The organism is Acinetobacter sp. MB5 (genome assembly GCF_003261585.1).
Classification (GTDB): Bacteria; Pseudomonadota; Gammaproteobacteria; order Pseudomonadales; family Moraxellaceae; genus Acinetobacter.
Genome location: NZ_POVU01000009.1, coordinates 62226 through 86181 on the forward strand (window position 1 = coordinate 62226; position 23956 = coordinate 86181).

The window sequence follows — 23956 nt, forward strand, 5'->3', positions numbered from 1 at the left end:
CGATATGGCTAAGAAAGGTATGATTAATCGCGAATTAAAACGCGAAAAAACTGTTGCTAAATTTGCTGCAAAACGTGCTGAATTAAAAGCAACGATTGCAAATGTAAATGCAAGCGACGAAGAGCGTTTTGAAGCGATGATGAAGTTACAAGCATTGCCACGTAATGCATCTCCTGTACGTCTTCGCAACCGTTGTGGTTTAACTGGTCGTCCTCATGGTTATTTCCGTAAGTTCGGTCTAAGCCGTAACAAATTACGTGACACTGTGATGCAAGGTGATGTACCAGGCGTTGTTAAGGCAAGCTGGTAAGGAGCGACTAAATGAGTATGCAAGATACCGTTGCCGACATGCTAACACGTGTTCGTAACGCACAAATGGCTAAGAAATCAACTGTTTCTATGCCAAGCTCTAAACTAAAAGTTGCTATTGCAAACGTATTAGAGCAAGAAGGTTATATTTCAAATGTAGAAGTTGCTGACAATGAAGGCAAAGCTACTTTGACTATTACTTTGAAATATTTTGAAGGCAAGCCAGTTATCGAAACTGTGAAACGCGTAAGCCGTCCAGGTCTTCGCCAATATCGCGGTAAAGATAAACTTCCTAGCGTTAAGCAAGGTTTGGGTATTGCAATTGTTTCTACAAGCAAAGGCATCATGACTGATCGCGCTGCACGTGCTGCGGGCGTTGGTGGTGAAGTTATTGCTTTTGTTTCTTAATAGGTGATTCCTCATGTCTCGTGTGGCTAAAGCCCCAGTAACTGTACCTAATGGTGTAACAGTTACTCAGAACGGCCGGCAGGTCGAAGTGAAAGGCAGTAAAGGTACTTTGTCTTTCAACCTGCATGCGCTGGTCGAGCTAAAACAGGAAGAAGGTAAACTTCAAATTGCTCCAGTTAAAGAGTCAAAAGACGCTTGGATGCAAGCTGGTACTGCTCGCGCTGTATTGAACAACCTTGTTAAGGGTGTTAACGAAGGTTTTGAACGTAAGTTACAACTTATCGGTGTCGGTTATAAAGCTGCGATCAAAGGAAACGTGGTTAATTTAAACCTCGGTTTCTCGCATCCAATCGATTACACATTGCCTGAAGGTGTAACAGCAGAAACTCCAACTGCAACTGAAATCGTATTGAAATCAGCTAACAAGCAATTGTTGGGTCAAGTGGCTGCGAATATCCGTTCTTACCGTTCACCAGAGCCATATAAAGGTAAAGGTGTTCGTTACTCGGATGAAGTTGTTCTTCGTAAAGAAGCTAAGAAGAAATAAGGCGCGAGGTTCTTATGAACGAAAAGAAACAAACCCGTTTGCGTCGTGCGAAAAGCACACGCTTGCACATCCGTGCATTGGGTGCGACTCGTTTGTGTGTAAACCGCACTCCGCGTCACATCTATGCTCAAGTTATCTCAGCAGATGGTGGCAAAGTTTTAGCGCAAGCTTCTACTTTGGATGCATCTTTACGTGCTGGTACAACTGGTAACATTGAAGCAGCGACTAAAGTTGGTGCATTAATCGCAGAACGTGCGAAAGCAGCTGGTGTAACTAAGGTTGCATTTGACCGTTCTGGTTTTAAATATCATGGTCGTATTAAAGCCTTGGCTGATGCTGCTCGTGAAGGCGGCTTGGAGTTCTAATCATGGCGAAAGTTGAACAAAACGAAGGTCTCGTTGAGAAGCTGGTTGCCGTTGATCGCGTAGCCAAGGTTGTTAAAGGTGGTCGTATCTTCTCTTTCACAGCATTGACTGTGGTTGGTGATGGTAATGGTCGCGTAGGTTTCGGTCGTGGTAAAGCACGTGAAGTTCCAGCTGCTATTTCTAAAGCACTTGAAGCTGCTCGTCGTAACATGATTACTGTAGACCTTGCTGGTACTACTTTACAACATCCTGTGAATGCTCGTCATGGCGCAAGCCGTGTATACATGCAACCTGCTTCAGAAGGTACTGGCGTAATTGCTGGTGGTGCTATGCGTGCCGTTCTTGAAGCTGCAGGTGTACATAACGTACTTGCTAAATGTTATGGTTCTACAAATGCTGCTAACGTAGTAAACGCAACTTTTAAAGGTTTGCGTGATATGACTTCTCCTGAGAAAGTCGCTGCGAAACGTGGTAAATCAGTAGAAGAAATTCAAGGGTAATCGATCATGAAAACGATTAAAGTTACCCAGACTAAATCTGCTTCGCATCGCTTGAAAAATCACAAGCTTTGCCTACAAGGTTTAGGTCTGCGTCGTATCGGTCATACTGTAGAAGTGCAAGACACTCCTTCTAACCGTGGTATGATCAATAAAGTCTACTATATGGTTAGTGTAGAGGAATAAGCCATGACTCTGCGTTTAAATGAACTTGCACCTGCAGAAGGTGCTAAGCGCGAACACCGTCGTCTTGGCCGTGGTATCGGTTCAGGTGTTGGTAAAACAGGTGGTCGTGGTGTTAAAGGCCAAAAATCGCGTAAAAGCGGTGGCGTACGTCCAGGCTTTGAAGGCGGTCAAACAGCGATTTATCGTCGTTTACCTAAATTTGGTTTCACTAGCCAAATCGCTCTAAAAACTGCTGAAGTACGTTTATCTGAACTTGCTAAAGTAGAAGGCGATATCGTTAGCCTTGAAACTTTAAAAGCTGCAAACGTAGTACGTCGCGATCAAATTCGCGCGCGTGTTGTACTTTCTGGTGAAGTAACTCGTGCATTCACTGTTAAAGGTGTTGCTTTGACTAAAGGCGCTCAAGCTGCAATTGAAGCTGCCGGCGGTAAAGTCGAGGAGTAATCACTAGTGTCTATGTCTCCTAGTTCATCAGGTCATGTTAACATGATGAAAGGTCAACCATTTTACGTGAAATATCGTGAAATTATTCGCCGGATGGTTTTTCTTATCTGTGCTTTGTTGGTCTTTCGACTAGGATCGCATATTCCAGTACCAGGCATTAATAATGCTGCGCTTGAACGACTTTTTAATGCAAACCAAGGGACTATCCTTGGTTTGTTTAACATGTTTTCAGGTGGCGCATTACAACGAATGTCTATTCTTGCCTTGGGGATTATGCCGTATATTTCTGCCTCTATTATTGTGCAGTTAATGTCTACGGTAATTCCTTCGCTCGAAGCTTTGAAAAAAGAAGGTGAGCAAGGTAAGCGCAAAATTAACCAGTATACGCGTCAAGGCACATTGTTGCTCGCAGTTGTTCAAGCAACGGGGATGTGTGCAGGTTTAATTAGTCAAGGTATCACTTTGACGAATGGCTTAGCATTTTATGTACCGGCAGTCTCTTCTTTGGTTGCTGGAACAATGTTCTTGATGTGGCTTGGAGAGCAAATTACCGAACGTGGTATTGGTAATGGGATCTCAATGATTATCTTTGCAGGGATTGTTGCAAATTTGCCCAATATGGTGATGCAATTTTTCTCAGCCGATAGTCAAACAAGCTTAATTGGTGTGGTTGTTTTTGCTTTGATTGCGCTTGCTGTATTGGCTGCAATCGTGTTTATTGAAAAAGCGCAGCGACGTATTTCAGTGAATTATGCGCAAAAACAGCAAGGCCGTCGTATTTTTACGGCTCAGCAAACCCATTTGCCATTAAAAATTAATATGGCAGGGGTGATTCCTGCAATTTTTGCAAGCTCATTGTTATTATTCCCAGCAAGTTTGGGGCAATGGGTAGGAAGTTCTGATCCGAATGCTGGTGTAGTGAAGCGTACACTGCAAGATTTGGCACTTGTTTTGTCGCCTGGACATACTTTGTATTTGGTGCTCTTTGGTGCGTTAATTATCTTTTTCTGTTATTTTTATACGGCTTTAGTATTTAGTCCAAAAGAAGTAGCAGAAAACTTAAAACGCAGCGGAGCTTATGTGCCTGGTATACGCCCAGGTGAGCAAACTGCTCGTTATTTAGATCATATTCTCAATCGTTTGACTTTTATTGGGGCAATTTACATTACAGTGATTTGTCTGATGCCAATGATTTTACAAAGTGCTTTTAGCATGCCTGTGAATATTGGTGGAACATCTTTACTGATTGTAGTTGTTGTTGTGATGGACTTTATGGCTCAATTGCAGGCCCATTTAACTTCACACCAATATGATAATCAGACGCTCATGAGAAAAACGACTGCTCATCCGAAGGGATAAGCGCACTTAGAGGTTTCATCATGAAAGTACAGGCTTCTGTAAAGAAAATTTGTGGTAGCTGTAAAGTTATCCGTCGTAATGGGGTTATTCGCGTAATTTGTAGCGCTGAACCTCGTCATAAGCAGCGTCAAGGTTAATTTATAATCTAGACCTGTTGATTTCAGTAGGCGAATCGGGTTACTATCCGCCCCTCAAGAATTTGATGGGGCGGTTGATTGTCTCGACCTGCCTTTTTGGAGAAAGTGAATGGCTCGTATTGCCGGTGTAAACATTCCGGATAACAAGCATGCTGTTATCTCCCTCACTTACATTTTTGGTGTTGGTCGCCACACTGCTAAGAATATCTTAGCTGCTGTTGGTATTGCTCCAACAACTAAAGTACGTGAATTGGATGATGCTCAGCTTGATGCGATTCGTGCAGAAGTTGCTAAGGTTCCTACCGAAGGTGACTTGCGCCGCGAAATTTCCATGAACATTAAACGTTTAATGGATTTAGGCTGCTACCGTGGTCTTCGTCATCGTCGTAGCTTGCCTGTCCGCGGTCAACGCACCAAAACTAACGCACGTACCCGTAAAGGTCCGCGCAAACCGATTAAAAAGTAAGATTTCTGGAAGCTAAAAGATGGCTAAAGATACTCGCACACGCAAGAAGGTCACTCGTACCGTCTCTGAAGGTGTTGCACACATTCACGCGTCTTTTAATAACACCATTGTAACGATTACCGATCGTCAAGGTAATGCATTGGCTTGGGCTACCTCAGGTGGACAAGGCTTCCGTGGTTCACGTAAATCAACTCCGTTTGCTGCTCAGGTAGCTGCTGAAGTTGCTGGTAAAGCAGCTTTGGATTACGGTTTGAAAAATCTGGACGTCCTTGTAAAAGGTCCTGGTCCTGGTCGTGAGTCTGCGGTTCGTGCATTAGGTGCAGTGGGTTATAAGATTAACAGCATTACCGATGTGACACCAATCCCTCACAACGGTTGCCGTCCACCTAAAAAACGTCGCGTGTAAGGAGAAACATTCATGGCTCGTTATATTGGTCCAAAATGCAAACTCTCTCGCCGCGAAGGGACAGACCTGCAACTTAAATCTGGCGTTAAACCGTTTGACGTCAAAACTAAAAAGCATGCAAAAGCGCCTGGTCAACATGGCCAAGCTCGCGGAAAGCAATCTGAGTACTCACTACAATTACGTGAAAAACAAAAAGTACGTCGTATGTACGGTGTGTTAGAGCGTCAATTTAGTAATTACTATAAAGAAGCAGCTCGTGTTAAAGGTGCAACAGGTGAGAACTTGTTGAAATTGCTTGAAAGCCGCCTTGATAACGTAGTTTATCGCATGGGTTTTGGTTCTACACGTGCAGAAGCTCGTCAGTTAGTATCTCACCGTTCTATCACTTTGAATGGCCGTCGTGTAAACATCGCGTCTATCCAAGTTAAAGCTGGTGATGTTATTGCTGTTCATGAAGGTGCTAAACAACAATTGCGTATCAAAAATGCAATTGAATTAGCGACTCAACGTGGCATTCCTTCTTGGATTGAGATTGATCATTCTAAGTTTGAAGGTACGTTCAAAGCTGCACCAGATCGTTCAGATCTACCTGCTGAAATCAACGAAAGCTTGATTGTAGAATTGTATTCTAAATAATCCTTGAGGTAGCAATAAATGACGCGTACTGCAAACGAGTTTCTAACTCCGCAAGCGATCAAGGTCGAAGCGGCAAGCGGGACCTCGGCAAAAGTGATTCTGGAACCTTTAGAGCGTGGCTTTGGTCACACTTTGGGTAATGCTTTACGTCGCATTCTATTGTCTTCTTTACCTGGCGCTGCTGTGGTTGAAGTAGAGATAGAAGGTGTCGAGCACGAGTACAGTACTTTAGAAGGCTTGCAGCAGGACATCGTCGAGCTCTTGCTGAACCTTAAAGGATTGTCTATTAAGCTGTTCGATCAAAACGAAGCTTACCTAACATTAGAAAAACAAGGTCCAGGAGACGTAACAGCTGCTGACCTTCGTTTACCTCATAATGTTGAATTGGTGAATCCTGAGCATTTGATCGGCACATTAAGTGCTACAGGCGCATTGAAAATGCGTTTGAAAGTGTCTCAAGGTCGTGGTTATGAAACATCTGACTCACGTTTCCCTGAAGGTGAAACACGCCCAGTAGGTCGTTTGCAGTTAGATGCTTCTTATAGCCCAATCAAACGTGTGTCTTATACCGTAGAAAATGCGCGTGTAGAACAACGTACTGACCTTGATAAGCTGGTCATTGATCTTGAAACCAACGGTACAGTTGATCCTGAAGAAGCAATCCGCAAAGCGGCAACAATCTTGCAACAACAAATTGCAATTTTTGTTGATCTTCAGAAAGATCAAGCTCCTGTTGCTCAAGAACCTCGCGAAGAAGTTGATCCAATTTTGCTTCGTCCAGTAGATGATCTCGAGCTTACTGTTCGTTCTGCTAACTGTTTGAAGGCAGAAAATATTTACTACATTGGTGATCTTGTTCAACGTACTGAAGTTGAGTTATTAAAAACTCCTAACTTAGGTAAGAAATCGTTGACTGAGATTAAAGATGTTTTAGCTTCGAAAGGCTTGCAACTCGGCATGCGTTTAGAAAACTGGCCACCAGCTAGTTTACGCATGGACGATCGTTTCGCCTATCGTAGCCGTTAATTAAGTAGGACTATCACCATGCGTCATCGTAATAGTGGTGTGAAATTAGGCCGTACAAGCAGCCATCGTAAGGCGTTGTTCCAAAACTTAACAAATGCTTTAGTAGAGCATGAGTTAATTAAAACAACTTTGCCTAAAGCGAAAGAACTTCGCCGTGTTGCTGAGCCTTTAATCACTTTAGCTAAAAACGATACAGTAGCAAACCGCCGTTTAGCGTTTGCTCGTACTCGTAATGCAGCAACTGTTGGTAAATTATTTACCGTTCTTGGCCCTCGTTACAAAGAACGTAACGGCGGTTATCTACGTGTTCTTAAAGCGGGCTTCCGTGCAGGTGATGCTGCGCCGATGGCTTACGTTGAGCTAGTAGATCGCGAAGTTAAATAATTTCGCAAAAGAACTTAGTTGTTCGAAAAAGGTCGGTTTATACCGACCTTTTTTTATGGAGAAATCAGTTAGAATAATCCAAAACACAAGATGATATTGCCAATGGAACATCATGTCGATGTATTGATTATTGGAGCAGGAATTTCGGGAATTGGCGCAGCTGTACATTTGCAGCAGTCATGCCCTGAGCTCAGTTTTAAAATTTTAGAACGCCGCTCAAATATTGGGGGAACTTGGGACTTATTTCGCTACCCAGGAATCCGATCTGATTCAGATATGTCGACGCTAAGCTATCAATTTTATCCTTGGTTAAAAAGTCAGACTTTAGCAGATGGTCAAGCTATTCAAGATTATTTAGAAGAAGTCGTAGATCATTATGATTTGTCTACTTTGATTGAATTTGAAAAGCATGTCAAAGCAGCCAATTATGATACTCAGAGCAAATATTGGCGATTGCATGTAGCAAATAAAGAACAATGTACGGAAACTTGGCAAGCACGCTTTCTTATCAGTTGTACAGGTTATTATGATTATGATCAGGGCTATTTACCAAAATTTCCTCAACAAGATAATTTTCAGGGACTATTGATTCATCCTCAGCATTGGCCAGCAGATTTGAATTATCAGAATAAAAATGTGGTCGTGATCGGTAGTGGAGCAACTGCGGTAACCCTTGTGCCAGCATTAGTCAAAACAGGCGCACGACATGTCACATTATTACAGCGTTCACCGAGTTATGTTGCCAAAGTATCAGCACAAGATTCAACGTATCAATTTTTACATCGACATCTTTCTGCAAAATGGGCATATCGTTTTGTTCGTGGCCGAAATATCTTGCTGCAACGCATAGTCTTTCAGATGTCTGAAAGCATGCCAAAACTTACGAAACGTTTGCTACTTAATGCTGTTGCGCAGGAAGTGCAAGGTAAAGTCGATATGCATCATTTCACTCCAAATTATGCACCTTGGGATCAGCGTTTATGTGCAGTCCCAGACGGGGACTTATTTCAGGTGCTACGTGAAGGGGCTGCAAGCATTGTGACAGATCATATTGAATGCTTTACCGCTTCGGGTATTCAATTGAAGTCTGGGAAATATTTGCCTGCAGATTTGATTGTTGCAGCAACAGGGCTACAAATACAATTGCTCGGAGGTCTAAAGCTAACGATTGACCACCAACCTGTTAAACTTTCTGAAAAGATGCTGTATCAAGGGGTATTGCTCAGTGATGTTCCTAATTTTGCATTGATGATGGGTTATAGCAATGCATCATGGACGTTAAAAGTGGATATCGCTGCGCAATATGTATGTCAATTGCTCAAATATATGCGTAAACATCATTATAAGGAAGTTGTTGCACACACAGATTTTCAGCAGAGGACTCAGAACGGTATTATGGGAAAACTGTCTTCAGGTTATTTGAAGCGAGCTACCGATATTATGCCAAAGCAAGGAAAACGTTTACCTTGGCGAATTTCCCATAACTATTTGCTGGATAAATTCATCTTAAAGTATGCAAGTTTCCGCGATAAAAATTTAAGCTTTCGTGACTAAATAAAATCCTGAATTGAGCTATTTCGTTTTTTTAAATTCTTGTTACACTACATGCCATAACAATGGGACTGGAAATCAATATGTCAGACGATATTAGTTTAGAGGAACGTAAAGTCATCTACCGTTCACGTCGTGGATTAAAAGAAATTGATGTATATTTTGATCCGTATGTTCGTCAATATTATTTGCAAGCAAGCCCTGAAGAAAAAGCTTTATTTGCTGAGTTAGTTGATCAGGAAGATCCTGATTTACTGGATTGGTTCATGGAAGTGGGTGAGCCACCACGTACAGAACTTAAAGACTTGATTACCAAATTAAAGAATTATGTTCACCAATAATCTCAGTTTTCAGTTAAAACCAAGCAAGATTGCTTGGTTTTTTCAATTTGGGTGTTATTTAGCATTTGTCTTGCTGAGTTATTCGATATTGCAGTGGTATTTAAGTTTAGTGATTGCGGGCTTAGGCCTTGTGACTTGGTATGTATTTGCACATAAACCTAAAATGATTGCACTGGCTCAGCTTGGTCATGATCTTTGGAGTGTTCAATATCAGCAAGTCAATCAGATTCAGCAACTTGCCCTGAAGCAATTGGTGGATCACCATGTTTATATTGTGCTGTACTGGCAAGAAGAAAAAGCGCCTTGCGTGGTGTGGATAGATCAACTGGATTTACACGCATGGAAACAGCTTAAAGTTTTAGCAAGATTGTACCGTGCACAAATGATTAAAACTGTTGATGATAAGATGGTGAATCGCTGACTTGGATTCTAGAAATGGATGTCAGATTATAAAGATATAAAATGAGTTTTAGAGTTTGAGTAGCATGATGATTTGATTTAATCATCATGCTACTTTTTTAGATCAATAACTTTTAAGAAGACTATTTTTGCTGTTCTGCAAGCTGTTGTTCAAGCAGTTTGATTTGCTCTTGCTTCAACTGAATGAGTTTATCTGCATCAGCATGTTGAGCTTTTAAAGTGGATTCCTGCTGTTTTAACTGCTTTTGTATATCTTCAAGCTTAGAAACTTCTTCTTTAGCTAAAGATGGATTTTGCGGCACAGGTTGTTTGATGACATCTGAATTGACCAATTGTTTTGGTGCTTGATTAGATGTGCTTTGAGTTTCTGATGCAGCAACAGTAGGTTCAGACACGAATGTTTCTGGTTCAGATGCAATTGGCTTTGCCATTGGAGGAGCTTGAGTTTTGTGTTCTACGGTTTTTGGTGTTTGTGATGGTTGAGAGCCAACAAACCACGTTTGCCAAACGAAGACACCTAGACAAATGGCTAACAGAATGCCGACAAGAATCCAAAGTAATAAGAAATTTGATTTATTTGTTTTCATAGTCGTGGCAATTAATGGTCTGACGTGGTTGGTTGACGTGGGCGAAATTGAATTACACCCACTTCATCGGCTACAGCTGGAGTTTCAGGCTCTTCGACATGCGTTGGTCGATTTTCACTGTAGCCACATTCAATACATTCGATCCATTCATGTTCATTTTCAGTCAGCATTACCACACGATCTAACGCTTCACATTTTGGACATTTTGCACCTGCAATGAATCGTTTTTTCATAAGATGATACCTGCACCATGAATCATGAATTTTGAGCGCATAGTTTAAGCGTTTTTAGGCGCTTTCGTCCAACCCTGATGACGTAATAACGCATCAATTTTAGGCTCACGACCACGAAAATGTACAAAAGCGTCCAATGCGGTATCTTTGCCACCTACAGCTAAAATTGCTTTACGGAATTCGTGTCCAGTGGTCATGTTAAAAATACCTTCATTTTCAAAGCGATCAAAAGCATCACTGGCTAAAACCTCTGCCCATTTGTAAGAGTAATAACCTGCCGCATAACCACCAGCGAAAATATGGCTAAAACTGTGCTGGAAGCGGTTATATGCTGTGGTTGGTAAAACTGAAATACGCTGACGAATCTGGTTTAAAGTGTCTTGGATCTGAGCTGTGTTGAGTGCAGGTGTATGTTGATGGATTTCAAGGTCAAATAAAGCAAACTCAAGCTGACGTAAGGTTTGCATGCCAGATTGGAAGAAACGCGCATCTAGCAAGGCATTGAGTAAATCTTGCGGTAAGGTCTGCTTGGTTTCAATGTGTTCACTGATGAGGTCTAGACTAGCTTTGTCCCATGTCCAAAATTCCATAAATTGACTTGGAAGTTCTACCGCATCCCATGCAACACCATGTGTTCCTGCCACTGAAATATTGTCGACTTCGGTAAGGAGGTGATGTAAACCATGTCCAAATTCATGGAATAACGTGGTTACTTCATCATGTGTCAACAGGGCAGGTTGCTCACCTACAGGTGGGGTAAAGTTACATACCATGTAGCAGATTGGTTTTTGTAGGGATCGTGCTGTTTGCATACGTGAGCGGAAGCCACTCATCCATGCACCACCACGTTTGCCATGACGTGCATATAAATCTAAATAGAAACCGCCCAGTACTTGTTCTTGATCTTCAATTTCAAAATAACGCACATCGGACTGCCATACTGGTGCAGCACGTTCTTGAATTTGAATGCCATATAAACGATGTACAATTTCAAATAAACCTTGCACGACTTTGGGTGCAGGGAAGTACGGTTTTAAGGCTTCTTGTGATAGGTTAAATTGTTGCTGTTTGAGTTTTTCTGAATAGAAGCTACTGTCCCAAGGTTGTAATTCATCAATTCCATCTTGTGCGGCAATGGCTTTTAGTTCGGCAATTTCTTGTAAGGCAGGCGTGCGAGCATGTTCAGCCAGTTCATTTAAAAATTCAAAAACAGTCGCGACATTCGGCGCCATTTTGCTGGCAAGTGAATATTCAGCGTAGTTGTCAAAACCGATCAGTTGAGCCATTTCCTGACGTAAACTCAAGATTTCCTGCATAACCTCTGAATTATCAAATTCAGTATGCTGAGACTGCTCGGAAGCACGTGTGGTATAGGCTTTATACAGTTCTTCACGTAAAGTGCAGTCTTGGGCATAGGTCATGATTGCCAAGTAAGATGGAAAATCCAGCGTGGCAACGGCTTGTTCTAATTCACGTTGCTGACCATATTGTTTTAAGAGAGCAACACTACTTTCGGATAAACCTTGTAATTGAGGCTCTTCGAGGGGTTTAAAGTAGGCTTGTGTGGCATCTAATACGTGATTCGAAAAGTCTGAAGACAATTGAGACAAACGCGCAGAAATTTCTGCATAGCGCTGTTTAGCTGCACCTTCAAGTGCCACACCTGAAAGTTTAAAGTCACGTAATGCAAGGCGAATCGCACTTTGCTGAGCAGGGGTTAACGTTGAAAATTCCGTACCATCATGAAGATGCTGGTAAGTCTGATACAGCGCCGTATGTTGACCAAGTTGTGTGTAGTATTCACTGAGGAGTGGTAGTAGTGACTGATAAACTTCACGCGTTACGGCATTGCTCATGACTGAATTTAAATGGGCTAAGACGCCCCAAGACTCACTCATGTTATTTTCAAGGGTATCCATTTGCTCAAGCACTTGAGTTTGAGTAGCAAAATCAGTTGGAGCTTGAGTCAGTTCAACAAGAAACTTTAATCCTGCTTGGATTTGTTGCTGAATTTGCGCTTTTAATTGATCGAGTTGAATTTGATCAAACTGGGGAGTAGGAAGCGTTGCTTGTTGTAATGTCATTCTGTGTGCCAAAAAATATAAACGTTGTTTCTAGATTTAAGGCTTAAAGTGACAGAAATCAAGGGTGATTGGCTAGGTTCTTAAATGAAACGGTGGTTTTCTCATTGAATTGGAATTAAAAAAGTCCTAGATAACCATACACAGCTTTTTTAACTCGTGATTGTAAATTCTCCAAATCTGTTTCACCTGTAATTGCGGCGACATTTATCATGCCTTTACTGAGCGCAATGATATCTCTAGCTGATTTTTGTGAATGAGGGGTTTGAAATTGAACCAGAAGATCCGTCATGACCTCTTCTAGAGAATGCTGAAAATGCATTTCTTCATAATCTTGACCAATGAAAGCAGAAGCGTATTCAAGGCTTAAAGCCAGTTTTGGTCGATTGAATTGATGATCAAGTGATTTTTTAATGATCATGTTTAATATGGTTTTTAAATCTACATTTTTATTATTCTGGATTATTTCCTTAATAGCATAAGAAAGTTGATCTCGTTCTTGTCGAAGTAATTCAACAATCAAAGCCTCCTTTGATGGAAAATATTGATATAGACTGCCAATACTTACGCCAGCTTTTTCTGCAACATGATTGGTATTTAACTCGTTAAATCCACCCGATTCTAAAATGCGAGCAGCAGCCTCTAAAATAATATTAAACGTCACTCGTGAGCGCGATTGGCTAGGCTTTTTACGTGGGTTTGGCGAGTTTGAAAGCATGTTTGGAAACGCGAGTATTGAATGTGAGCAATAACTCATATACTGACTAGGTCGTTTTGCGATGACAAGCAAAAATTTTATCAATAGCACAACATAATTTGTAAATGGCTAACCTATGTCTGAAAAATATACTTTTTTTATGCACCTCAAAGCATTGCCAACTTGGTTACGACTTTCCAGAGAAGATCGCAATAAATTTAATGCGCAAATTATTCAGCCGATATTGAAGCAATATTCAGCAGTCAATCTTCGTTGGTATGATGCGGAAACCTTTACTACAAAAACCAGTGATATCGCTGTTTTTGAAGTCCATTCTCTGCGTGATTATTACTTTATGGTTGATGCTTTAAGAGACTCACCAATGTTTTCTATGCCCTATTTTGAGCTGATAGATATTTTTCCTGCGATAGAAGAGGGGTATCTAGAATATGAGGCATCTAGAGGATTGGATTCTAGTTGTAAATGAATTGATTAAAATTATGTAAAGTGGAAATAAGAAAACCGAGCCAATCGCTTAGCTCGGTTTTCTATATTTCTAATTGATTTTAAAGACTCTATTTAATCCTGCCGAGTTTTGGCATTGGATTTTTTCTTTTTCACTTTGTCTTTTTTCTTGGCTTTGTCTTTGCTTTTCGCTTCAGCTTTCACTGTCGATTTTTTTGCTGGTTTTTTACCATAAGAACTCGGTTTATTTTTGTCCTTTTTCTTGCGGACAGGTTTCTCACCCGCTTCTTGTGGCTCAGCAGAGGGTGCTACAACTTCTGGTTGATTGAAGACTTGCTCACGTAGTGCAGGTTTGCTACTTACACGTGGCGCACGACTGCGAATGGCTCGACCTGCATGACTGATCTGTTTCAGTAATTCAAAGTCAATTTTACGTTCTTCAAGATTTACACCCGAGACTTTAATATTCAACTCATCGCCTAAGCCAAAGATCTGACCACGATTTTGCCCAATCAGTGTTTGGCTGGCAGGGTCGTAGACAAAGAAGTCATCACCAAGTTGGCTAATATGAATCATGCCATCGACATATAAGTCTTTGAGCGTGACAAATAAACCAAACTCAGCCACCGCACTGATAGTACCGACAAATTCATCACCCAAATGCTGTTGCATATAGTGGCATTTTAACCAAGTCGTGACACTACGCGATGCTTCATCGGCACGACGTTCGGTTTGCGAGAAGTGCTCACCCGCATCATCGAGTGCTGCGCCTGAAAGCACAGGTTTTTTCTTGCCTAAATGTGCTTTGATGGCACGGTGCAAGAGCAAGTCAGGGTAACGACGAATTGGAGAGGTGAAGTGGGTATACGCTTCATAAGCTAAACCGTAATGTCCTGCATTTTTTGCGCCGTAGAATGCTTGCATCATCGAGCGTAACAACACCGCATGAATACTGGCTGCATCAATACGGTCTTTGGTGGCTTCGATGACTTTTTGATAATCGGCTTGTGTCGGTTGCTCAGGGAATGGGATACCTAAATTCAACAGCTTCACAAAATCACGAACTTTTTGAATACGTGAAAATTCAGGGGCTTCATGCACACGGTACAGCATTGGAATATCATGTTCCAAAGCGTATTCTGCTGCTGCAACGTTGGCGAGCAACATACATTCTTCAATCAGTTTGTGAGCATCATTACGAGTGCGAGGCAAAATTTCTTTAATGCCGCCCAACTCATCAAACGTCATATAAGTTTCAACAGTCTCAAACTCCATGGCATGACGTTCAGCACGCAAGCCTTTCAGGGTTTGATAGAGTTGGAACAAGATATTGATCGACTTGCGAATTTCACGGTCTTCGGGAATGGCTTGAGAGTCACCTTCCAAATATTTTCCGACTTGGTCATAGGTCAAACGGGCTTTGGAATGCATCACCGAAGGATAAAACTCAAAGCCAGTCACTCGGCCTGCACGCGATAATTTCAAATCACAGACCATACATAAGCGGTCAACGTGAGGGTTTAACGAGCACAAACCATTGGAGAGTGCCTCAGGTAACATCGGCAAGACAAAGTGTGGAAAATACACCGAAGTCCCACGATCTTGTGCTTCATTATCTAAAGGTTTTTCTAAACGCACATAATGGCTGACATCGGCAATCGCCACCACGACACGGTAGCCACCGCCCGAACGTTTCTCTGCATAGACGGCATCATCAAAGTCACGAGCATCTTCACCATCAATGGTGACGAGCGCTAAATCACGTAAATCGACACGTCCTTGAATATCTTTTGCTGAAGGTTCCTTAAAGCTTTCGGCTTCTTTAACCACTTCTTCAGGAAATTCATACGGTAAACCAAACTCTAAAATAGTTTGAGGAATAATGATTTCCGTGTTGGCTTTGTCTGCCATTGATTGAACAATATGTCCTGTCGCCAGCTCTTCACGCGTCGGATAATCATCAATCGCCACACGTAAACTGTCACCAACTTTGGCCTGAGCATGTTCAATCAGTTGTTTTTCGAGCGTAATCGGCTGATGGCTGTTCGGCGTACTTGGTTGAATAAAGTATTCACCTTCATGTTCTGCCAATTTGCCAATCACTTGTTTGACGCGGTGTTGTACAACTTCAGCAATATGTCCCCAAGCTTTACCTTTGCGATCTACCGAAGTTTGACGGACTTTGACGCGGTCACCGTTAAATACCAAACGCAATTCGCGTTCTGGCAGTAACAAATCATCTTGACCATCAATATGTGCTGAGCCGAGTCCTTTACTGTTGATATAAACTGTCGCTTCATGCGTTGGCTGATCTGTCATGAGTTGAAACTTCAAGCCATCCTTGCCCAATTGACCATCTCGTACCATAGCGCTCAGACGATGACTCAGTGCTTCAATGCTTTTTTGATCTTGTAAATTGAAATGATCAACCAATTCAGCATGTGATTGAGGTATTTTGAATTGTTCTAGGCTGGTTAAAATGAGAGTACGGCTAGGAATTGGATTGTCATAACGTTCCGCTTCCGCTTTGGCTTCAGGATCGACCCAGTTTTTCATCATATTGTGTGGCTTCTTATCAGCAGATAGGTTTAGCATAAGTCATGCAGAAATAGACTGCACGCAATTCATTGCAATAATGTGTTGAAGTGTCAGTTTTTTATGCGTATAGCAAATACATAAAATTATGTTAGCAATAAAACTGCATAAAAATTCAGCTAAAATGTGGAAATTGTTTAAAAAATAGATGATTGAATCAAAAAAAGTGAAAAAAACAAAAACTTTACTTGATGAGCTGCATTTTAGTTTGTATTATTGCGTCCTGTTACGGTGAGATGGGTGAGTGGCTGAAACCACGTCCCTGCTAAGGACGCATACGGGCAACTGTATCGAGGGTTCGAATCCCTCTCTCACCGCCATTTACTTACGCGCTCATAGCTCAGCTGGATAGAGCACTTGGCTACGAACTAAGGGGTCGGGAGTTCGAATCTCTCTGAGCGCACCAACTTGATAAAATACCGCTTTTATAAAGCGGTTTTTTTATGTCTGAAATTTATAAAAATAAATCGTAGATATAACAATAAGAATCTCGCACTTTTTGATTTTGACCATACCATTACCCATACAGACAGTTTTGCTCAATTTTTAAAATATTCACTATCTTATCGTAAACTGTTCTTCGGTAGTTTTCGGACTGCGCCGTGGTTTATGGCATTTCGAGCGGGATATGTCAGCGATCAGCAAATTCGAATGAGATTATGTCGAGTTGCCTATAAAAATTACCCTGTTAAAAAACTGGAACAGCAAAGTTTACAATTTTCAAAATCAATTTTGCCGAATTTGCTGCATGAACATGCTAAACAACAAATTGTTTGGCATCAACAGCAGGGCGATCAGGTCGTCGTGGTGTCGTCTTCTTTAGATGTGTATTTAAAAGACTGGTGTCAGCAGTAGGGCATTGACTTGATTTGTAATCAGCTTGAAGTTCGGGCGGGTCGTTATACTGGAGAGTTACAGCAAGGTGATTGTGGTTATGTAGAAAAAGCCAATCGCGTACAGCAGAAGTATAAACTCAGCGACTTTGATGCAATTTATGCGTATGGCGACAGTCCAAATGATCATGCCATGCTGGCATTGGCAGATTATAAGTTTTATCAGTGGCAAGAAATCTAGATTTAAGGTTTATTTTTAAACAAGGAAGTCTAATTTTGCTTAATAACTATTCATTCGCTATTAATTTTCGAAAAAAGGCTAGGTATTTTTTCAAAAGTGCGTATAATGCCCATCCATCAAGACAATGCGCTCATAGCTCAGCTGGATAGAGCACTTGGCTACGAACTAAGGGGTCGGGAGTTCGAATCTCTCTGAGCGCACCAACTTGATCAAGATTGAAAAAACCGCAGATTAAATGCGGTTTTTTTGTGTCTATATTTTATGGTTGCTTTATGCAAACGTTTTAAAGCGTGCTGCATCATCCATAAATGTTTTTTCACCAGCTTCAGCTTCAATTGAACCAAATACCAATTGTGCACGTAATTTCCAGTGTTCAGGAATCGCAAAAGTTTGTGCGACTTCTTCATCAATGATTGGATTGTAGTGCTGTAAAGATGCACCAACATTGTGTTCAGCCAGTGCTGACCATACTGCAAATTGAGCAATTGCGGTTGAATGTTCTGACCAAACTGGGAAGTTATCTGCATAAGCGGCAAATTGTTCTTGCAAGCCTTTTACCACGTTTTGATCTTCATAAAATAAAACGGTGCCTGTACCCGCGGCAAAGCTTTGGATTTTTTGTTGTGTTGCTGCAAAAGCATCGCTCGGTACCAGTTTACGCAGTGTTTCTAAGACGATTGACCAAAAGTTTTCATGAGACTGACCGAATAAAATGACAGCGCGTGAAGATTGTGAGTTAAAAGCTGATGGGCTGGCTTTAACTGCATGTTGAATCAGTGCTTCAAGTTCAGCAGGGGATTGTTGGAGATTGCGGCCAATCGCATAAATAGAACGGCGTTTTTCCATAATTTCCAAGAAAGAAACTGATGCAGTTTCAACTGGAGATTCGACGGGTTGGCTGTTGAAACCAAAGAGTTTAGTAAAGAATGACATTGAATTATTCCTAAAATATATAGTGCATGAGAGTTATTTTAGAGTTTTATATTTAAGGTTAAATATTAAATTTATGATCCAATATTCTATTTATGCAACAATATGAACCCTGTTGCAAAATAGCACAGAGATTGATTTTAAAAGCCAAGGTGATTGTGGTCTAATAGCGATACTTTTTTGAGTATTTGCAGCATGTTATGACAGATCAAAAACCTGCCCTATCTTTGCGTTACGCCCTAAATTTAGAAGAATCACAGGACGGCTTTGGGCTTGCAACTTTTGGTAAAAAACAAATTACCCGTTTTCTTACACCACTGATTAGTCTAGGAATTATTGTCTATGGCTTTTATATCGGTTTTTCTGGTGTAGGTCGTTACTATGTGGGTTTAGGGGTATTCTTTTTAGTATTGCAAATTGCGATGCGTTATTGGTTATTGCCAATGCTTTTCAAACGTCAGTTCGTTAAATATCAGGCAGCGAAAAGCGAGCAGGGTATTGATCTTTATCAGCATTATTTTGAATTGTATTCGGGTGGGCGTAAGCAGCAGTATCCATACAGTGAAGTGCAGAATTTTGCCCAAGGCAAACTGACGTATATGTTGGAACTGAAAACACGTAATGTACTGATCGTACCGAAACGTGCCTTTGCGCAGCCTGATGAACAGCGTCTTTTTGAACATAGTTTTAAAAAATAATCGAGTCATCAAGAGAACAAAGGAAGTCGTATGAGTGTTCGTCCAAATAAAATCGTGTGTGTGGGTCGTAGTTATGCAGATCATGCCAAAGAACTTGGCAATGCTGTTCCAGATCGTCCAGTGCTATTTATTAAGCCTTCGAGCAGCTTAATTGGTTTGGATGACGGTATTTCATGGAATTCGGCACTCGGTAGTTGCCATCACGAATGTGAGCTGACTTTACGTATCGACAAAACCTTGAAAGCTGAGACTGATCCAGTAAAAGCTTTACAAGCGATTGGTGCAGTGACGTTGGGCTTGGATTTAACTTTGCGTGATTTGCAGACTGAACTAAAAAATAAAGGCCAGCCTTGGGAACGAGCTAAATCTTTCGATGGTGCTTGTGTACTTGCCGACTGGGTTGATGTTAGTGAAATTGAAGACTGGAAAAATGTTCACTACACACTTGAAGTGAATGATGTGGTTCGTCAGTCTGGCGATACGGCATTGTTACTGTTCCCAATTGGTGAAATGCTGTGTGATATGAGTCAGGCATTTACCATTGAAGCAGGTGATGTGGTGATGACAGGAACACCAGCAGGCGTGGCAGCACTTGCAGCTGGTGATCAGATTAAAATGACACTGAAAGCGAAAACCCAAGATTTTGTTTGGACAACTTTTGTGAAAGCCTAAGTTGTTCTGAAATAAAAAACCGAGTGTAATCACTCGGTTTTTTTTGGGTCGCTGATTGGTGCAGGCAGTAGGTCTAGTTCAAATAAACTGGAAAGTGGGATGGATAACTGATTTTTTAAATAATCATCTGCGTCATTGAGTAAAGGCTCAAGTGTTTGCATCCAAGTACAATCCTCATGAATGTTGTGGAGGTCTTTACGTAAAGGCAGCGTAAAAGGCAAATTATTATAAAAGCTCCAGAAATCGACTTGTGAAAGATTACGAATCAGGACATATTCGTCTCCATCGGTGCGTTTGATTAGATGCTGACGTTCTAGCAGATCAACATAAGCGGGCCAACGACCAATTTCATTACGTCCTAAAAATTTTAAAGCTTCTTTGTCGTTGAGAGTTTCCCCTAATTTTTGCTTTTTATAAAATAGATCTAAAATATCGAGCAGCATGAGTATGGGATGGCGCTTTTGCCGATTGCCTGTACTAAATGAGGTGAGTGCAAAGCTGACTTCGACTCCGAATAAAATAATATTCCACGACAAATAAATCCAAAGTAGAAAAATGGGGATGGCGGCAAATGCGCCATAGATCAGCTCATAACTGGTAAAGTTCGCCATCATAAAGCCAAAGAAACTTTTTAATAATTGAAAGACCGTTCCGCTAAATATACCTGCGATTGCTGCGGCTTTTATGGGAATTGAGCGATTAGGAATGGTCCAGTAAATAATAAAAAAACCCAAAATAATTAAGATATAGGAAAGAAATCCTAAAAATAGAGTGCCATCGATTTCATAGCCGACAAAGTTATTACTCAAAATGTTGAGTGAAGCGACAGTGGAAGAAATCACAAATGCACTGCCCAATAAAATGGGGCCCAAAGAAATAATGGTCCAATAACGCATAAAACCAATAATTCCACCACGGTGCTGCTTGACTCGCCAAATACGGTTAAATGCTTCCTCAACACTGGTTAACATCATCACGGATGTGAGGAATAAAAACAGAATCCCGATTGCGGTGAGGTTGCTGGACTTTTCAGTAAAAGAATTAAAGACCTGGTCAAAGGCGATACTGCTTTTGGGAAGAAGATTGGTGTAAATTAGATGTTGTAACTGCTGTCGTGCAGGTTCTAGTGCTTTAATTGATGAGATAATCACCAAAAACACAGTGAGCATCGGAACGACTGCAAATAGAGTGGTGTAGGTTAGAGAAGCTGCTTTTTCACGGCAGCGATCATTTTCAAAGCGATTCACCGTAAATAAAAGAAACTGAAACCATTTTTTTTCATAAAATGGTAGGCGCGTCAGAAGTTTTTGCATAACCTTGTTGCCCTAATTGTTTTAATACGAATTTATGTAATATTTCTCTAAGGCTACCCAAAAAAATCACAAAATACCGTATAGTTTTCATTTTTATTATCTTTTAATTCCAATGCAAGCATATATTCTCGTTCTTTATTACAGCAAATATGGTTCAACCAAAGAAATGGCACATCTCATTGCAGATGGTGTTGAAGCCGCGGGGATGTCTGTAAAAATTCGCACCGTTCCGCAATTGGCGACAGCAGTGGAAGTGGCGGCACCGAGCATTCCTGAAGAAGGCGATATTTACTGTAGTTTAGAGGATTTGGCAGGCTGTGCAGGTTTGGCACTGGGTTCGCCAACGCGCTTTGGCAACATGGCGAGTGAAATGAAATACTTCTGGGATCAGACCACAACCTTGTGGCTGAGTGGCGCATTACATAACAAACCTGCCTGTGTCTTTACTTCATCGGGTTCGATGCATGGCGGGCAGGAAAGTACCTTGCTCAGTATGTTACCGCCGTTATTTCACCATGGCATGATGATTTTAGGTTTAAGTAATGCACATCCCGCATTGTCCAATACTAAATCAGGCGGAACGCCATATGGAGCGAGTCATGTGAGTGGGCCACGTCATGATCAAGGCTTAAGTGCAGAAGAAAAAGCATTGTGTGTTGAACAAGGTAAGCGTTTGGGTGAGGTTGCATTGAAACTGCAATAAGAGAATTCATTTTGGTCGATAACTGGGCAAGCATTCCAATCTATCGACCAAATGGTCCAAAAAAAAGAGCGAATCAATCGCTCTTTTTTTATTTAGTCTCGAACAAAGGTCACTTGACCATTGACCAGAGATTCGACACGCGCGAGTGATTCAACACGATAGCCTTTTTCAAGTAACAGTTGTCGACCTGTTTGGAATGATTTTTCAATCACAATACCTACGCCAACTACTTCGGCTTGTGCTTGGTGAACCAGATCAATTAAACCTAAAGCTGCTTGACCATTTGCCAGGAAATCATCAATCACAAGGACTTTATCTGTTGCATGTAAGTACTTGTTTGAAATCGCAATGGTGCTGGTGGTTTGTTTGGTAAATGAATAGACTTTGGATTCGTACAAATCATTTTTCAGGGTTAAAGACTGATGTTTGCGTGCAAAAATCACGGGAACACCGAGTTCTAAACCAGCCATTACCGCAGGTGCAATACCTGAAGCTTCAATGGTGATGATTTTGGTAATGCCTAGATCTTTAAAGCGAGCAGCAAATTCATGTCCAATTTGTTGCATCAAGACAGGGTCGATTTGGTGATTTAAGAAAGCATCTACTTTCAGAACTTGATCAGATAGAACGATACCTTCACTTAAGATTTTCTGTTCTAGTGCTTGCACAGGGAGGAACCTCTAAGGAACGGATGCTTTTTTAAGCAAAGGCGTATTTTAAAAAGCATCCGAAAAATTGCAAGTTAAAATTGCAAAAATGCGTTTATTTGGTCGGTCCTTGATAGCCTGTGAGCAAAATACCATAAGAGCTGCTGCCATCATTATGTGCAACTTTGACGGGTAAATAATCCAGTTTAGGGGCTAACCAGAAAATGGTATTGCGGTCAGAGCCTCCATGATCCAGTTTAACTTTAATCGTGCTAAAAGTACCGTAAGGGGTCGCTAGATTTTCCGTACCTAATTTTACAAACTTACGAGGGTCGACGCCTTTTGCACCCGTGATGAAGTAATTGCTTTTTAAGCCAGATTTTTTTAAATCTTCACGAACTTGTACTTCAGCATTGAGTTCGTCTAAAGCACCTGTTTTCCATGCAAAAGAGCGTGCTTTACCTTTGCGGTTGGTCGCAATGGTTTTTGCATTTGGATTGAAGTTAATTTTGAAAGAGTCGGACAGCCCTATATAGCTTGCATTGCGGCTAAAGTTATTAGAGACGACGTTGTTATCTACCCATGAAAAGTGGCTCGTTTCAGTGGCTGAAGCCAAAATACCTGCTTTTGCTGCAAAGATATAAGTCCAGTTATTGCCATTTTGTTGAAGGGTTCGTGTTGCAGAACCCATATTGTGACCATTATAGGAAAACTGATAAGTGGCCTTAAATGGACTGAGTGCCATGGCTTGACTTGAACAGATTAATGCCGCTCCAGCAAGTACAGCAGCACTAGCAGAAAAAGAGGTAAGTTGTTGCTTGAGCATAAACATATCCTATCGGTTTAAATATTTTATCGTTGCATAGATTAATGGGGAAACCATGAGCAAAAGCATATTTTTTTGTATACGAATCATCGCATCATGTGTTGTTTGGACTGGCTTGAGTTGACTCTGTATTGTTTGACTGAGGCGTTGTTTTACCAAATAAAGCCTCTAGATTGACATTGCCCAAGACCACTAATTCTGCTTCACGTAATACGGCATGATTGACATGAACTTTCGCTAAGGTTTCAATAATTGACGGGTTTTTACCAAGCCAACGGTTCAAATCTAAATACAGTAAATCATCTTTTACCTGAACCACATTGAAGCGCTGTAAAATTGTACCGAGTGGATCTTTATCTAAGACCTTTTGATAAAAAAACAAGGTAAATTTAAAAGCAATTTTTTGGAAAAAGTTTTTATATTTAGCTTCAATGACTTGTGTTTGACTAATTTGTTCAAAAATGAGTAATTGGGTCTCTTTATTCAGTTCCATCTGGAGTAGTTTGAGGTCTACAGACAGCGTTGTATATAAGCCTTTAACATCCAGAGTGGCATACAGGCGTAACCAGTCATCATGTACATCGGCATGAAGATCCTGCAAAATTTTCACGTTATCGGTGACAAAACGCTTAAAAGTTGCATTCAGAAATACTTGTGATAACGCGAACTCACGCTCTTCTTCAATATATCCTCCCGCCTTGCGGTATACCTCGCGGATACGTTTAGAAATACTGGAAATTAGCGTCTGCATAGATCAGGTCCGAAAAATAGTTTTTTATACTAGTTGCAATCTTATTGAATTAGATGAAAAATTCACATCTATTTTTTATACTAGCCATTGCAGAATGAGTATTTGATGTTCGGATGCAGAAAAATAGTATAAAACAGATTTTTTATCTAAAAAAATCGCATAGTTATATGTTACGTGTATTTTAGGCAAGTTTGGTCGTTTT

Annotated in this window: 30 protein-coding genes, 3 tRNA genes and 2 pseudogenes; 25 read left to right on the plus strand and 10 right to left on the minus strand. The window is 41.0% G+C overall.

All coding sequences use genetic code 11. The features are described from left to right. Nucleotides 1-4: 4 nt before the first annotated feature. The 17 genes from rpsN to C1A47_RS12005 all read left to right on the plus strand — a co-directional run bounded on the left by rpsN (nt 5) and on the right by C1A47_RS12005 (nt 9483). On the plus strand, nt 5-310 hold the full coding sequence (gene rpsN, locus C1A47_RS11925; RefSeq protein WP_004754234.1) for a 30S ribosomal protein S14: 306 nt from the start codon (nt 5-7) through the stop codon (nt 308-310). An 11-nt stretch (nt 311-321) separates the two neighbouring features. After that, nucleotides 322-717 (plus strand): 30S ribosomal protein S8, encoded by a 396-nt coding sequence (rpsH, locus tag C1A47_RS11930; protein ID WP_111895261.1) that lies wholly within the window; start codon nt 322-324, stop codon nt 715-717. A 13-nt stretch (nt 718-730) separates the two neighbouring features. Next, entirely contained in the window at nt 731-1264 is a 534-nt protein-coding gene (gene rplF, locus C1A47_RS11935) for a 50S ribosomal protein L6 (RefSeq protein WP_111895262.1), read from the plus strand. 14 nt (nt 1265-1278) lie between these two features. Next, nucleotides 1279-1629: a 50S ribosomal protein L18 gene (gene rplR / locus C1A47_RS11940; RefSeq protein ID WP_111895263.1), complete on the plus strand. Its 351-nt coding sequence runs from the start codon at nt 1279-1281 to the stop codon at nt 1627-1629. Nucleotides 1630-1631: 2 nt separating this feature from the next. Beyond that, on the plus strand, nt 1632-2129 hold the full coding sequence (gene rpsE, locus C1A47_RS11945) for a 30S ribosomal protein S5 (RefSeq protein ID WP_001141025.1): 498 nt from the start codon (nt 1632-1634) through the stop codon (nt 2127-2129). Nucleotides 2130-2135: 6 nt separating this feature from the next. Further along, nucleotides 2136-2312, plus strand: coding sequence for a 50S ribosomal protein L30 (gene rpmD, locus C1A47_RS11950; RefSeq protein WP_004985357.1), 177 nt, complete (start codon nt 2136-2138; stop codon nt 2310-2312). Nucleotides 2313-2315: 3 nt separating this feature from the next. Further along, entirely contained in the window at nt 2316-2756 is a 441-nt protein-coding gene (gene rplO, locus C1A47_RS11955; protein WP_004899362.1) for a 50S ribosomal protein L15, read from the plus strand. Between the two features lie 45 nt (nt 2757-2801). Further along, nucleotides 2802-4115, plus strand: a complete 1314-nt coding sequence (gene secY, locus C1A47_RS11960) for a preprotein translocase subunit SecY (RefSeq protein ID WP_171294383.1) — start codon at nt 2802-2804, stop codon at nt 4113-4115. A gap of 20 nt (nt 4116-4135) precedes the next feature. After that, nucleotides 4136-4252 carry a 50S ribosomal protein L36 gene (gene rpmJ, locus C1A47_RS11965; protein WP_000867907.1) on the plus strand — a complete coding sequence of 39 codons (117 nt, stop codon included), beginning with the start codon at nt 4136-4138 and terminating at the stop codon, nt 4250-4252. 109 nt (nt 4253-4361) lie between these two features. Then, a complete protein-coding gene (rpsM, locus tag C1A47_RS11970) occupies nt 4362-4718 on the plus strand; it encodes a 30S ribosomal protein S13 (RefSeq protein WP_045792481.1) in 357 nt (118 codons plus the stop codon). A gap of 19 nt (nt 4719-4737) precedes the next feature. Beyond that, nucleotides 4738-5124 carry a 30S ribosomal protein S11 gene (gene rpsK, locus C1A47_RS11975; RefSeq protein ID WP_001040166.1) on the plus strand — a complete coding sequence of 129 codons (387 nt, stop codon included), beginning with the start codon at nt 4738-4740 and terminating at the stop codon, nt 5122-5124. Between the two features lie 12 nt (nt 5125-5136). Further along, complete coding sequence (rpsD, locus tag C1A47_RS11980; RefSeq protein ID WP_111895265.1) at nt 5137-5760, plus strand: 30S ribosomal protein S4; 624 nt, start codon at nt 5137-5139, stop codon at nt 5758-5760. Between the two features lie 18 nt (nt 5761-5778). Beyond that, nucleotides 5779-6786, plus strand: a complete 1008-nt coding sequence (locus tag C1A47_RS11985) for a DNA-directed RNA polymerase subunit alpha (RefSeq protein ID WP_004754213.1) — start codon at nt 5779-5781, stop codon at nt 6784-6786. A gap of 18 nt (nt 6787-6804) precedes the next feature. Beyond that, complete coding sequence (gene rplQ / locus C1A47_RS11990; RefSeq protein ID WP_004754212.1) at nt 6805-7170, plus strand: 50S ribosomal protein L17; 366 nt, start codon at nt 6805-6807, stop codon at nt 7168-7170. 102 nt (nt 7171-7272) lie between these two features. Continuing rightward, nucleotides 7273-8724, plus strand: coding sequence for a flavin-containing monooxygenase (locus tag C1A47_RS11995; protein ID WP_111895266.1), 1452 nt, complete (start codon nt 7273-7275; stop codon nt 8722-8724). A gap of 80 nt (nt 8725-8804) precedes the next feature. Then, nucleotides 8805-9062 (plus strand): succinate dehydrogenase assembly factor 2, encoded by a 258-nt coding sequence (locus tag C1A47_RS12000; RefSeq protein WP_111895267.1) that lies wholly within the window; start codon nt 8805-8807, stop codon nt 9060-9062. Continuing rightward, on the plus strand, nt 9049-9483 hold the full coding sequence (locus C1A47_RS12005) for a hypothetical protein (RefSeq protein ID WP_111895268.1): 435 nt from the start codon (nt 9049-9051) through the stop codon (nt 9481-9483). Before C1A47_RS12000 ends, C1A47_RS12005 begins: the two co-directional genes overlap by 14 nt. 121 nt (nt 9484-9604) lie before the next feature. Here the strand turns inward: C1A47_RS12005 and C1A47_RS12010 are convergent, their stop codons facing one another. From C1A47_RS12010 to C1A47_RS12025, 4 genes are all read right to left on the minus strand, one after another. Continuing rightward, nucleotides 9605-10069 carry a hypothetical protein gene (locus C1A47_RS12010; protein ID WP_111895269.1) on the minus strand — a complete coding sequence of 155 codons (465 nt, stop codon included), beginning with the start codon at nt 10067-10069 and terminating at the stop codon, nt 9605-9607. Nucleotides 10070-10080: 11 nt separating this feature from the next. Next, complete coding sequence (locus C1A47_RS12015) at nt 10081-10302, minus strand: YheV family putative zinc ribbon protein (RefSeq protein WP_111895270.1); 222 nt, start codon at nt 10300-10302, stop codon at nt 10081-10083. 44 nt (nt 10303-10346) lie between these two features. After that, nucleotides 10347-12386: a M3 family metallopeptidase gene (locus C1A47_RS12020; protein WP_111895271.1), complete on the minus strand. Its 2040-nt coding sequence runs from the start codon at nt 12384-12386 to the stop codon at nt 10347-10349. Nucleotides 12387-12501: 115 nt separating this feature from the next. Continuing rightward, on the minus strand, nt 12502-13101 hold the full coding sequence (locus C1A47_RS12025; protein ID WP_205669590.1) for a TetR/AcrR family transcriptional regulator: 600 nt from the start codon (nt 13099-13101) through the stop codon (nt 12502-12504). 115 nt (nt 13102-13216) lie between these two features. Between C1A47_RS12025 and C1A47_RS12030 the strand changes: the two genes are divergently transcribed. After that, the gene (locus C1A47_RS12030) at nt 13217-13567 is read left to right on the plus strand and encodes a darcynin family protein (protein WP_111895272.1); all 351 of its coding nucleotides are present in this window, start codon (nt 13217-13219) and stop codon (nt 13565-13567) included. A gap of 92 nt (nt 13568-13659) precedes the next feature. Here C1A47_RS12030 and rnr read toward each other — a convergent pair whose 3' ends face one another. Next, nucleotides 13660-16104, minus strand: coding sequence for a ribonuclease R (gene rnr / locus C1A47_RS12035; protein WP_111895273.1), 2445 nt, complete (start codon nt 16102-16104; stop codon nt 13660-13662). 266 nt (nt 16105-16370) lie between these two features. Between rnr and C1A47_RS12040 the strand changes: the two genes are divergently transcribed. From C1A47_RS12040 to C1A47_RS12055, 4 genes and pseudogenes are all read left to right on the plus strand, one after another. Beyond that, a tRNA-Ser gene (locus C1A47_RS12040) sits at nt 16371-16460 on the plus strand. Nucleotides 16461-16469: 9 nt separating this feature from the next. Continuing rightward, nucleotides 16470-16546, plus strand: a tRNA-Arg gene (locus tag C1A47_RS12045). Nucleotides 16547-16602: 56 nt separating this feature from the next. Further along, a pseudogene (locus C1A47_RS12050) lies at nt 16603-17214 on the plus strand (HAD-IB family hydrolase). Nucleotides 17215-17340: 126 nt separating this feature from the next. Continuing rightward, a tRNA-Arg gene (locus C1A47_RS12055) sits at nt 17341-17417 on the plus strand. Between the two features lie 67 nt (nt 17418-17484). Here C1A47_RS12055 and C1A47_RS12060 read toward each other — a convergent pair. Continuing rightward, nucleotides 17485-18147, minus strand: a complete 663-nt coding sequence (locus C1A47_RS12060; protein ID WP_111895274.1) for a nitroreductase family protein — start codon at nt 18145-18147, stop codon at nt 17485-17487. Between the two features lie 197 nt (nt 18148-18344). Here C1A47_RS12060 and C1A47_RS12065 point away from each other — a divergent pair, with 197 nt between their 5' ends. Both C1A47_RS12065 and C1A47_RS12070 read left to right on the plus strand, forming a co-directional pair. Further along, entirely contained in the window at nt 18345-18842 is a 498-nt protein-coding gene (locus C1A47_RS12065) for a YcxB family protein (RefSeq protein ID WP_111895275.1), read from the plus strand. 18 nt (nt 18843-18860) lie between these two features. Next, nucleotides 18861-19514 (plus strand): annotated as a pseudogene (locus tag C1A47_RS12070) (fumarylacetoacetate hydrolase family protein); the annotation flags it as partial. Between the two features lie 29 nt (nt 19515-19543). Here the strand turns inward: C1A47_RS12070 and C1A47_RS12075 are convergent. Continuing rightward, a complete protein-coding gene (locus C1A47_RS12075) occupies nt 19544-20827 on the minus strand; it encodes a YihY family inner membrane protein (protein WP_111895277.1) in 1284 nt (427 codons plus the stop codon). A gap of 112 nt (nt 20828-20939) precedes the next feature. Here C1A47_RS12075 and wrbA point away from each other — a divergent pair, with 112 nt between their 5' ends. Further along, a complete protein-coding gene (gene wrbA / locus C1A47_RS12080; RefSeq protein ID WP_111895278.1) occupies nt 20940-21530 on the plus strand; it encodes an NAD(P)H:quinone oxidoreductase in 591 nt (196 codons plus the stop codon). A gap of 92 nt (nt 21531-21622) precedes the next feature. Here wrbA and C1A47_RS12085 read toward each other — a convergent pair whose 3' ends face one another. From C1A47_RS12085 to C1A47_RS12095, 3 genes are all read right to left on the minus strand, one after another. Beyond that, the gene (locus C1A47_RS12085) at nt 21623-22198 is read right to left on the minus strand and encodes a xanthine phosphoribosyltransferase (RefSeq protein WP_111895279.1); all 576 of its coding nucleotides are present in this window, start codon (nt 22196-22198) and stop codon (nt 21623-21625) included. 94 nt (nt 22199-22292) lie between these two features. Continuing rightward, the gene (locus tag C1A47_RS12090; protein WP_111895280.1) at nt 22293-23003 is read right to left on the minus strand and encodes a DUF3108 domain-containing protein; all 711 of its coding nucleotides are present in this window, start codon (nt 23001-23003) and stop codon (nt 22293-22295) included. 94 nt (nt 23004-23097) lie between these two features. Then, on the minus strand, nt 23098-23754 hold the full coding sequence (locus tag C1A47_RS12095) for a hypothetical protein (RefSeq protein ID WP_111895281.1): 657 nt from the start codon (nt 23752-23754) through the stop codon (nt 23098-23100). Between the last annotated feature and the right edge of the window lie 202 nt (nt 23755-23956).

Bases quoted from the DNA above. Each gene is read 5' to 3' on its own strand.
- rpsN (WP_004754234.1), top strand. From the start codon at position 5: ATGGCTAAGAAAGGTATGATTAATCGCGAATTAAAACGCGAAAAAACT.
- rpsH (WP_111895261.1), top strand. From the start codon at position 322: ATGAGTATGCAAGATACCGTTGCCGACATGCTAACACGTGTTCGTAAC.
- rplF (WP_111895262.1), top strand. From the start codon at position 731: ATGTCTCGTGTGGCTAAAGCCCCAGTAACTGTACCTAATGGTGTAACA.
- rplR (WP_111895263.1), top strand. From the start codon at position 1,279: ATGAACGAAAAGAAACAAACCCGTTTGCGTCGTGCGAAAAGCACACGC.
- rpsE (WP_001141025.1), top strand. From the start codon at position 1,632: ATGGCGAAAGTTGAACAAAACGAAGGTCTCGTTGAGAAGCTGGTTGCC.
- rpmD (WP_004985357.1), top strand. From the start codon at position 2,136: ATGAAAACGATTAAAGTTACCCAGACTAAATCTGCTTCGCATCGCTTG.
- rplO (WP_004899362.1), top strand. From the start codon at position 2,316: ATGACTCTGCGTTTAAATGAACTTGCACCTGCAGAAGGTGCTAAGCGC.
- secY (WP_171294383.1), top strand. From the start codon at position 2,802: ATGAAAGGTCAACCATTTTACGTGAAATATCGTGAAATTATTCGCCGG.
- rpmJ (WP_000867907.1), top strand. From the start codon at position 4,136: ATGAAAGTACAGGCTTCTGTAAAGAAAATTTGTGGTAGCTGTAAAGTT.
- rpsM (WP_045792481.1), top strand. From the start codon at position 4,362: ATGGCTCGTATTGCCGGTGTAAACATTCCGGATAACAAGCATGCTGTT.
- rpsK (WP_001040166.1), top strand. From the start codon at position 4,738: ATGGCTAAAGATACTCGCACACGCAAGAAGGTCACTCGTACCGTCTCT.
- rpsD (WP_111895265.1), top strand. From the start codon at position 5,137: ATGGCTCGTTATATTGGTCCAAAATGCAAACTCTCTCGCCGCGAAGGG.
- C1A47_RS11985 (WP_004754213.1), top strand. From the start codon at position 5,779: ATGACGCGTACTGCAAACGAGTTTCTAACTCCGCAAGCGATCAAGGTC.
- rplQ (WP_004754212.1), top strand. From the start codon at position 6,805: ATGCGTCATCGTAATAGTGGTGTGAAATTAGGCCGTACAAGCAGCCAT.
- C1A47_RS11995 (WP_111895266.1), top strand. From the start codon at position 7,273: ATGGAACATCATGTCGATGTATTGATTATTGGAGCAGGAATTTCGGGA.
- C1A47_RS12000 (WP_111895267.1), top strand. From the start codon at position 8,805: ATGTCAGACGATATTAGTTTAGAGGAACGTAAAGTCATCTACCGTTCA.
- C1A47_RS12005 (WP_111895268.1), top strand. From the start codon at position 9,049: ATGTTCACCAATAATCTCAGTTTTCAGTTAAAACCAAGCAAGATTGCT.
- C1A47_RS12010 (WP_111895269.1), bottom strand. From the start codon at position 10,069: ATGAAAACAAATAAATCAAATTTCTTATTACTTTGGATTCTTGTCGGC.
- C1A47_RS12015 (WP_111895270.1), bottom strand. From the start codon at position 10,302: ATGAAAAAACGATTCATTGCAGGTGCAAAATGTCCAAAATGTGAAGCG.
- C1A47_RS12020 (WP_111895271.1), bottom strand. From the start codon at position 12,386: ATGACATTACAACAAGCAACGCTTCCTACTCCCCAGTTTGATCAAATT.
- C1A47_RS12025 (WP_205669590.1), bottom strand. From the start codon at position 13,101: ATGCTTTCAAACTCGCCAAACCCACGTAAAAAGCCTAGCCAATCGCGC.
- C1A47_RS12030 (WP_111895272.1), top strand. From the start codon at position 13,217: ATGTCTGAAAAATATACTTTTTTTATGCACCTCAAAGCATTGCCAACT.
- rnr (WP_111895273.1), bottom strand. From the start codon at position 16,104: ATGATGAAAAACTGGGTCGATCCTGAAGCCAAAGCGGAAGCGGAACGT.
- C1A47_RS12060 (WP_111895274.1), bottom strand. From the start codon at position 18,147: ATGTCATTCTTTACTAAACTCTTTGGTTTCAACAGCCAACCCGTCGAA.
- C1A47_RS12065 (WP_111895275.1), top strand. From the start codon at position 18,345: ATGACAGATCAAAAACCTGCCCTATCTTTGCGTTACGCCCTAAATTTA.
- C1A47_RS12075 (WP_111895277.1), bottom strand. From the start codon at position 20,827: ATGCAAAAACTTCTGACGCGCCTACCATTTTATGAAAAAAAATGGTTT.
- wrbA (WP_111895278.1), top strand. From the start codon at position 20,940: ATGCAAGCATATATTCTCGTTCTTTATTACAGCAAATATGGTTCAACC.
- C1A47_RS12090 (WP_111895280.1), bottom strand. From the start codon at position 23,003: ATGCTCAAGCAACAACTTACCTCTTTTTCTGCTAGTGCTGCTGTACTT.
- C1A47_RS12095 (WP_111895281.1), bottom strand. From the start codon at position 23,754: ATGCAGACGCTAATTTCCAGTATTTCTAAACGTATCCGCGAGGTATAC.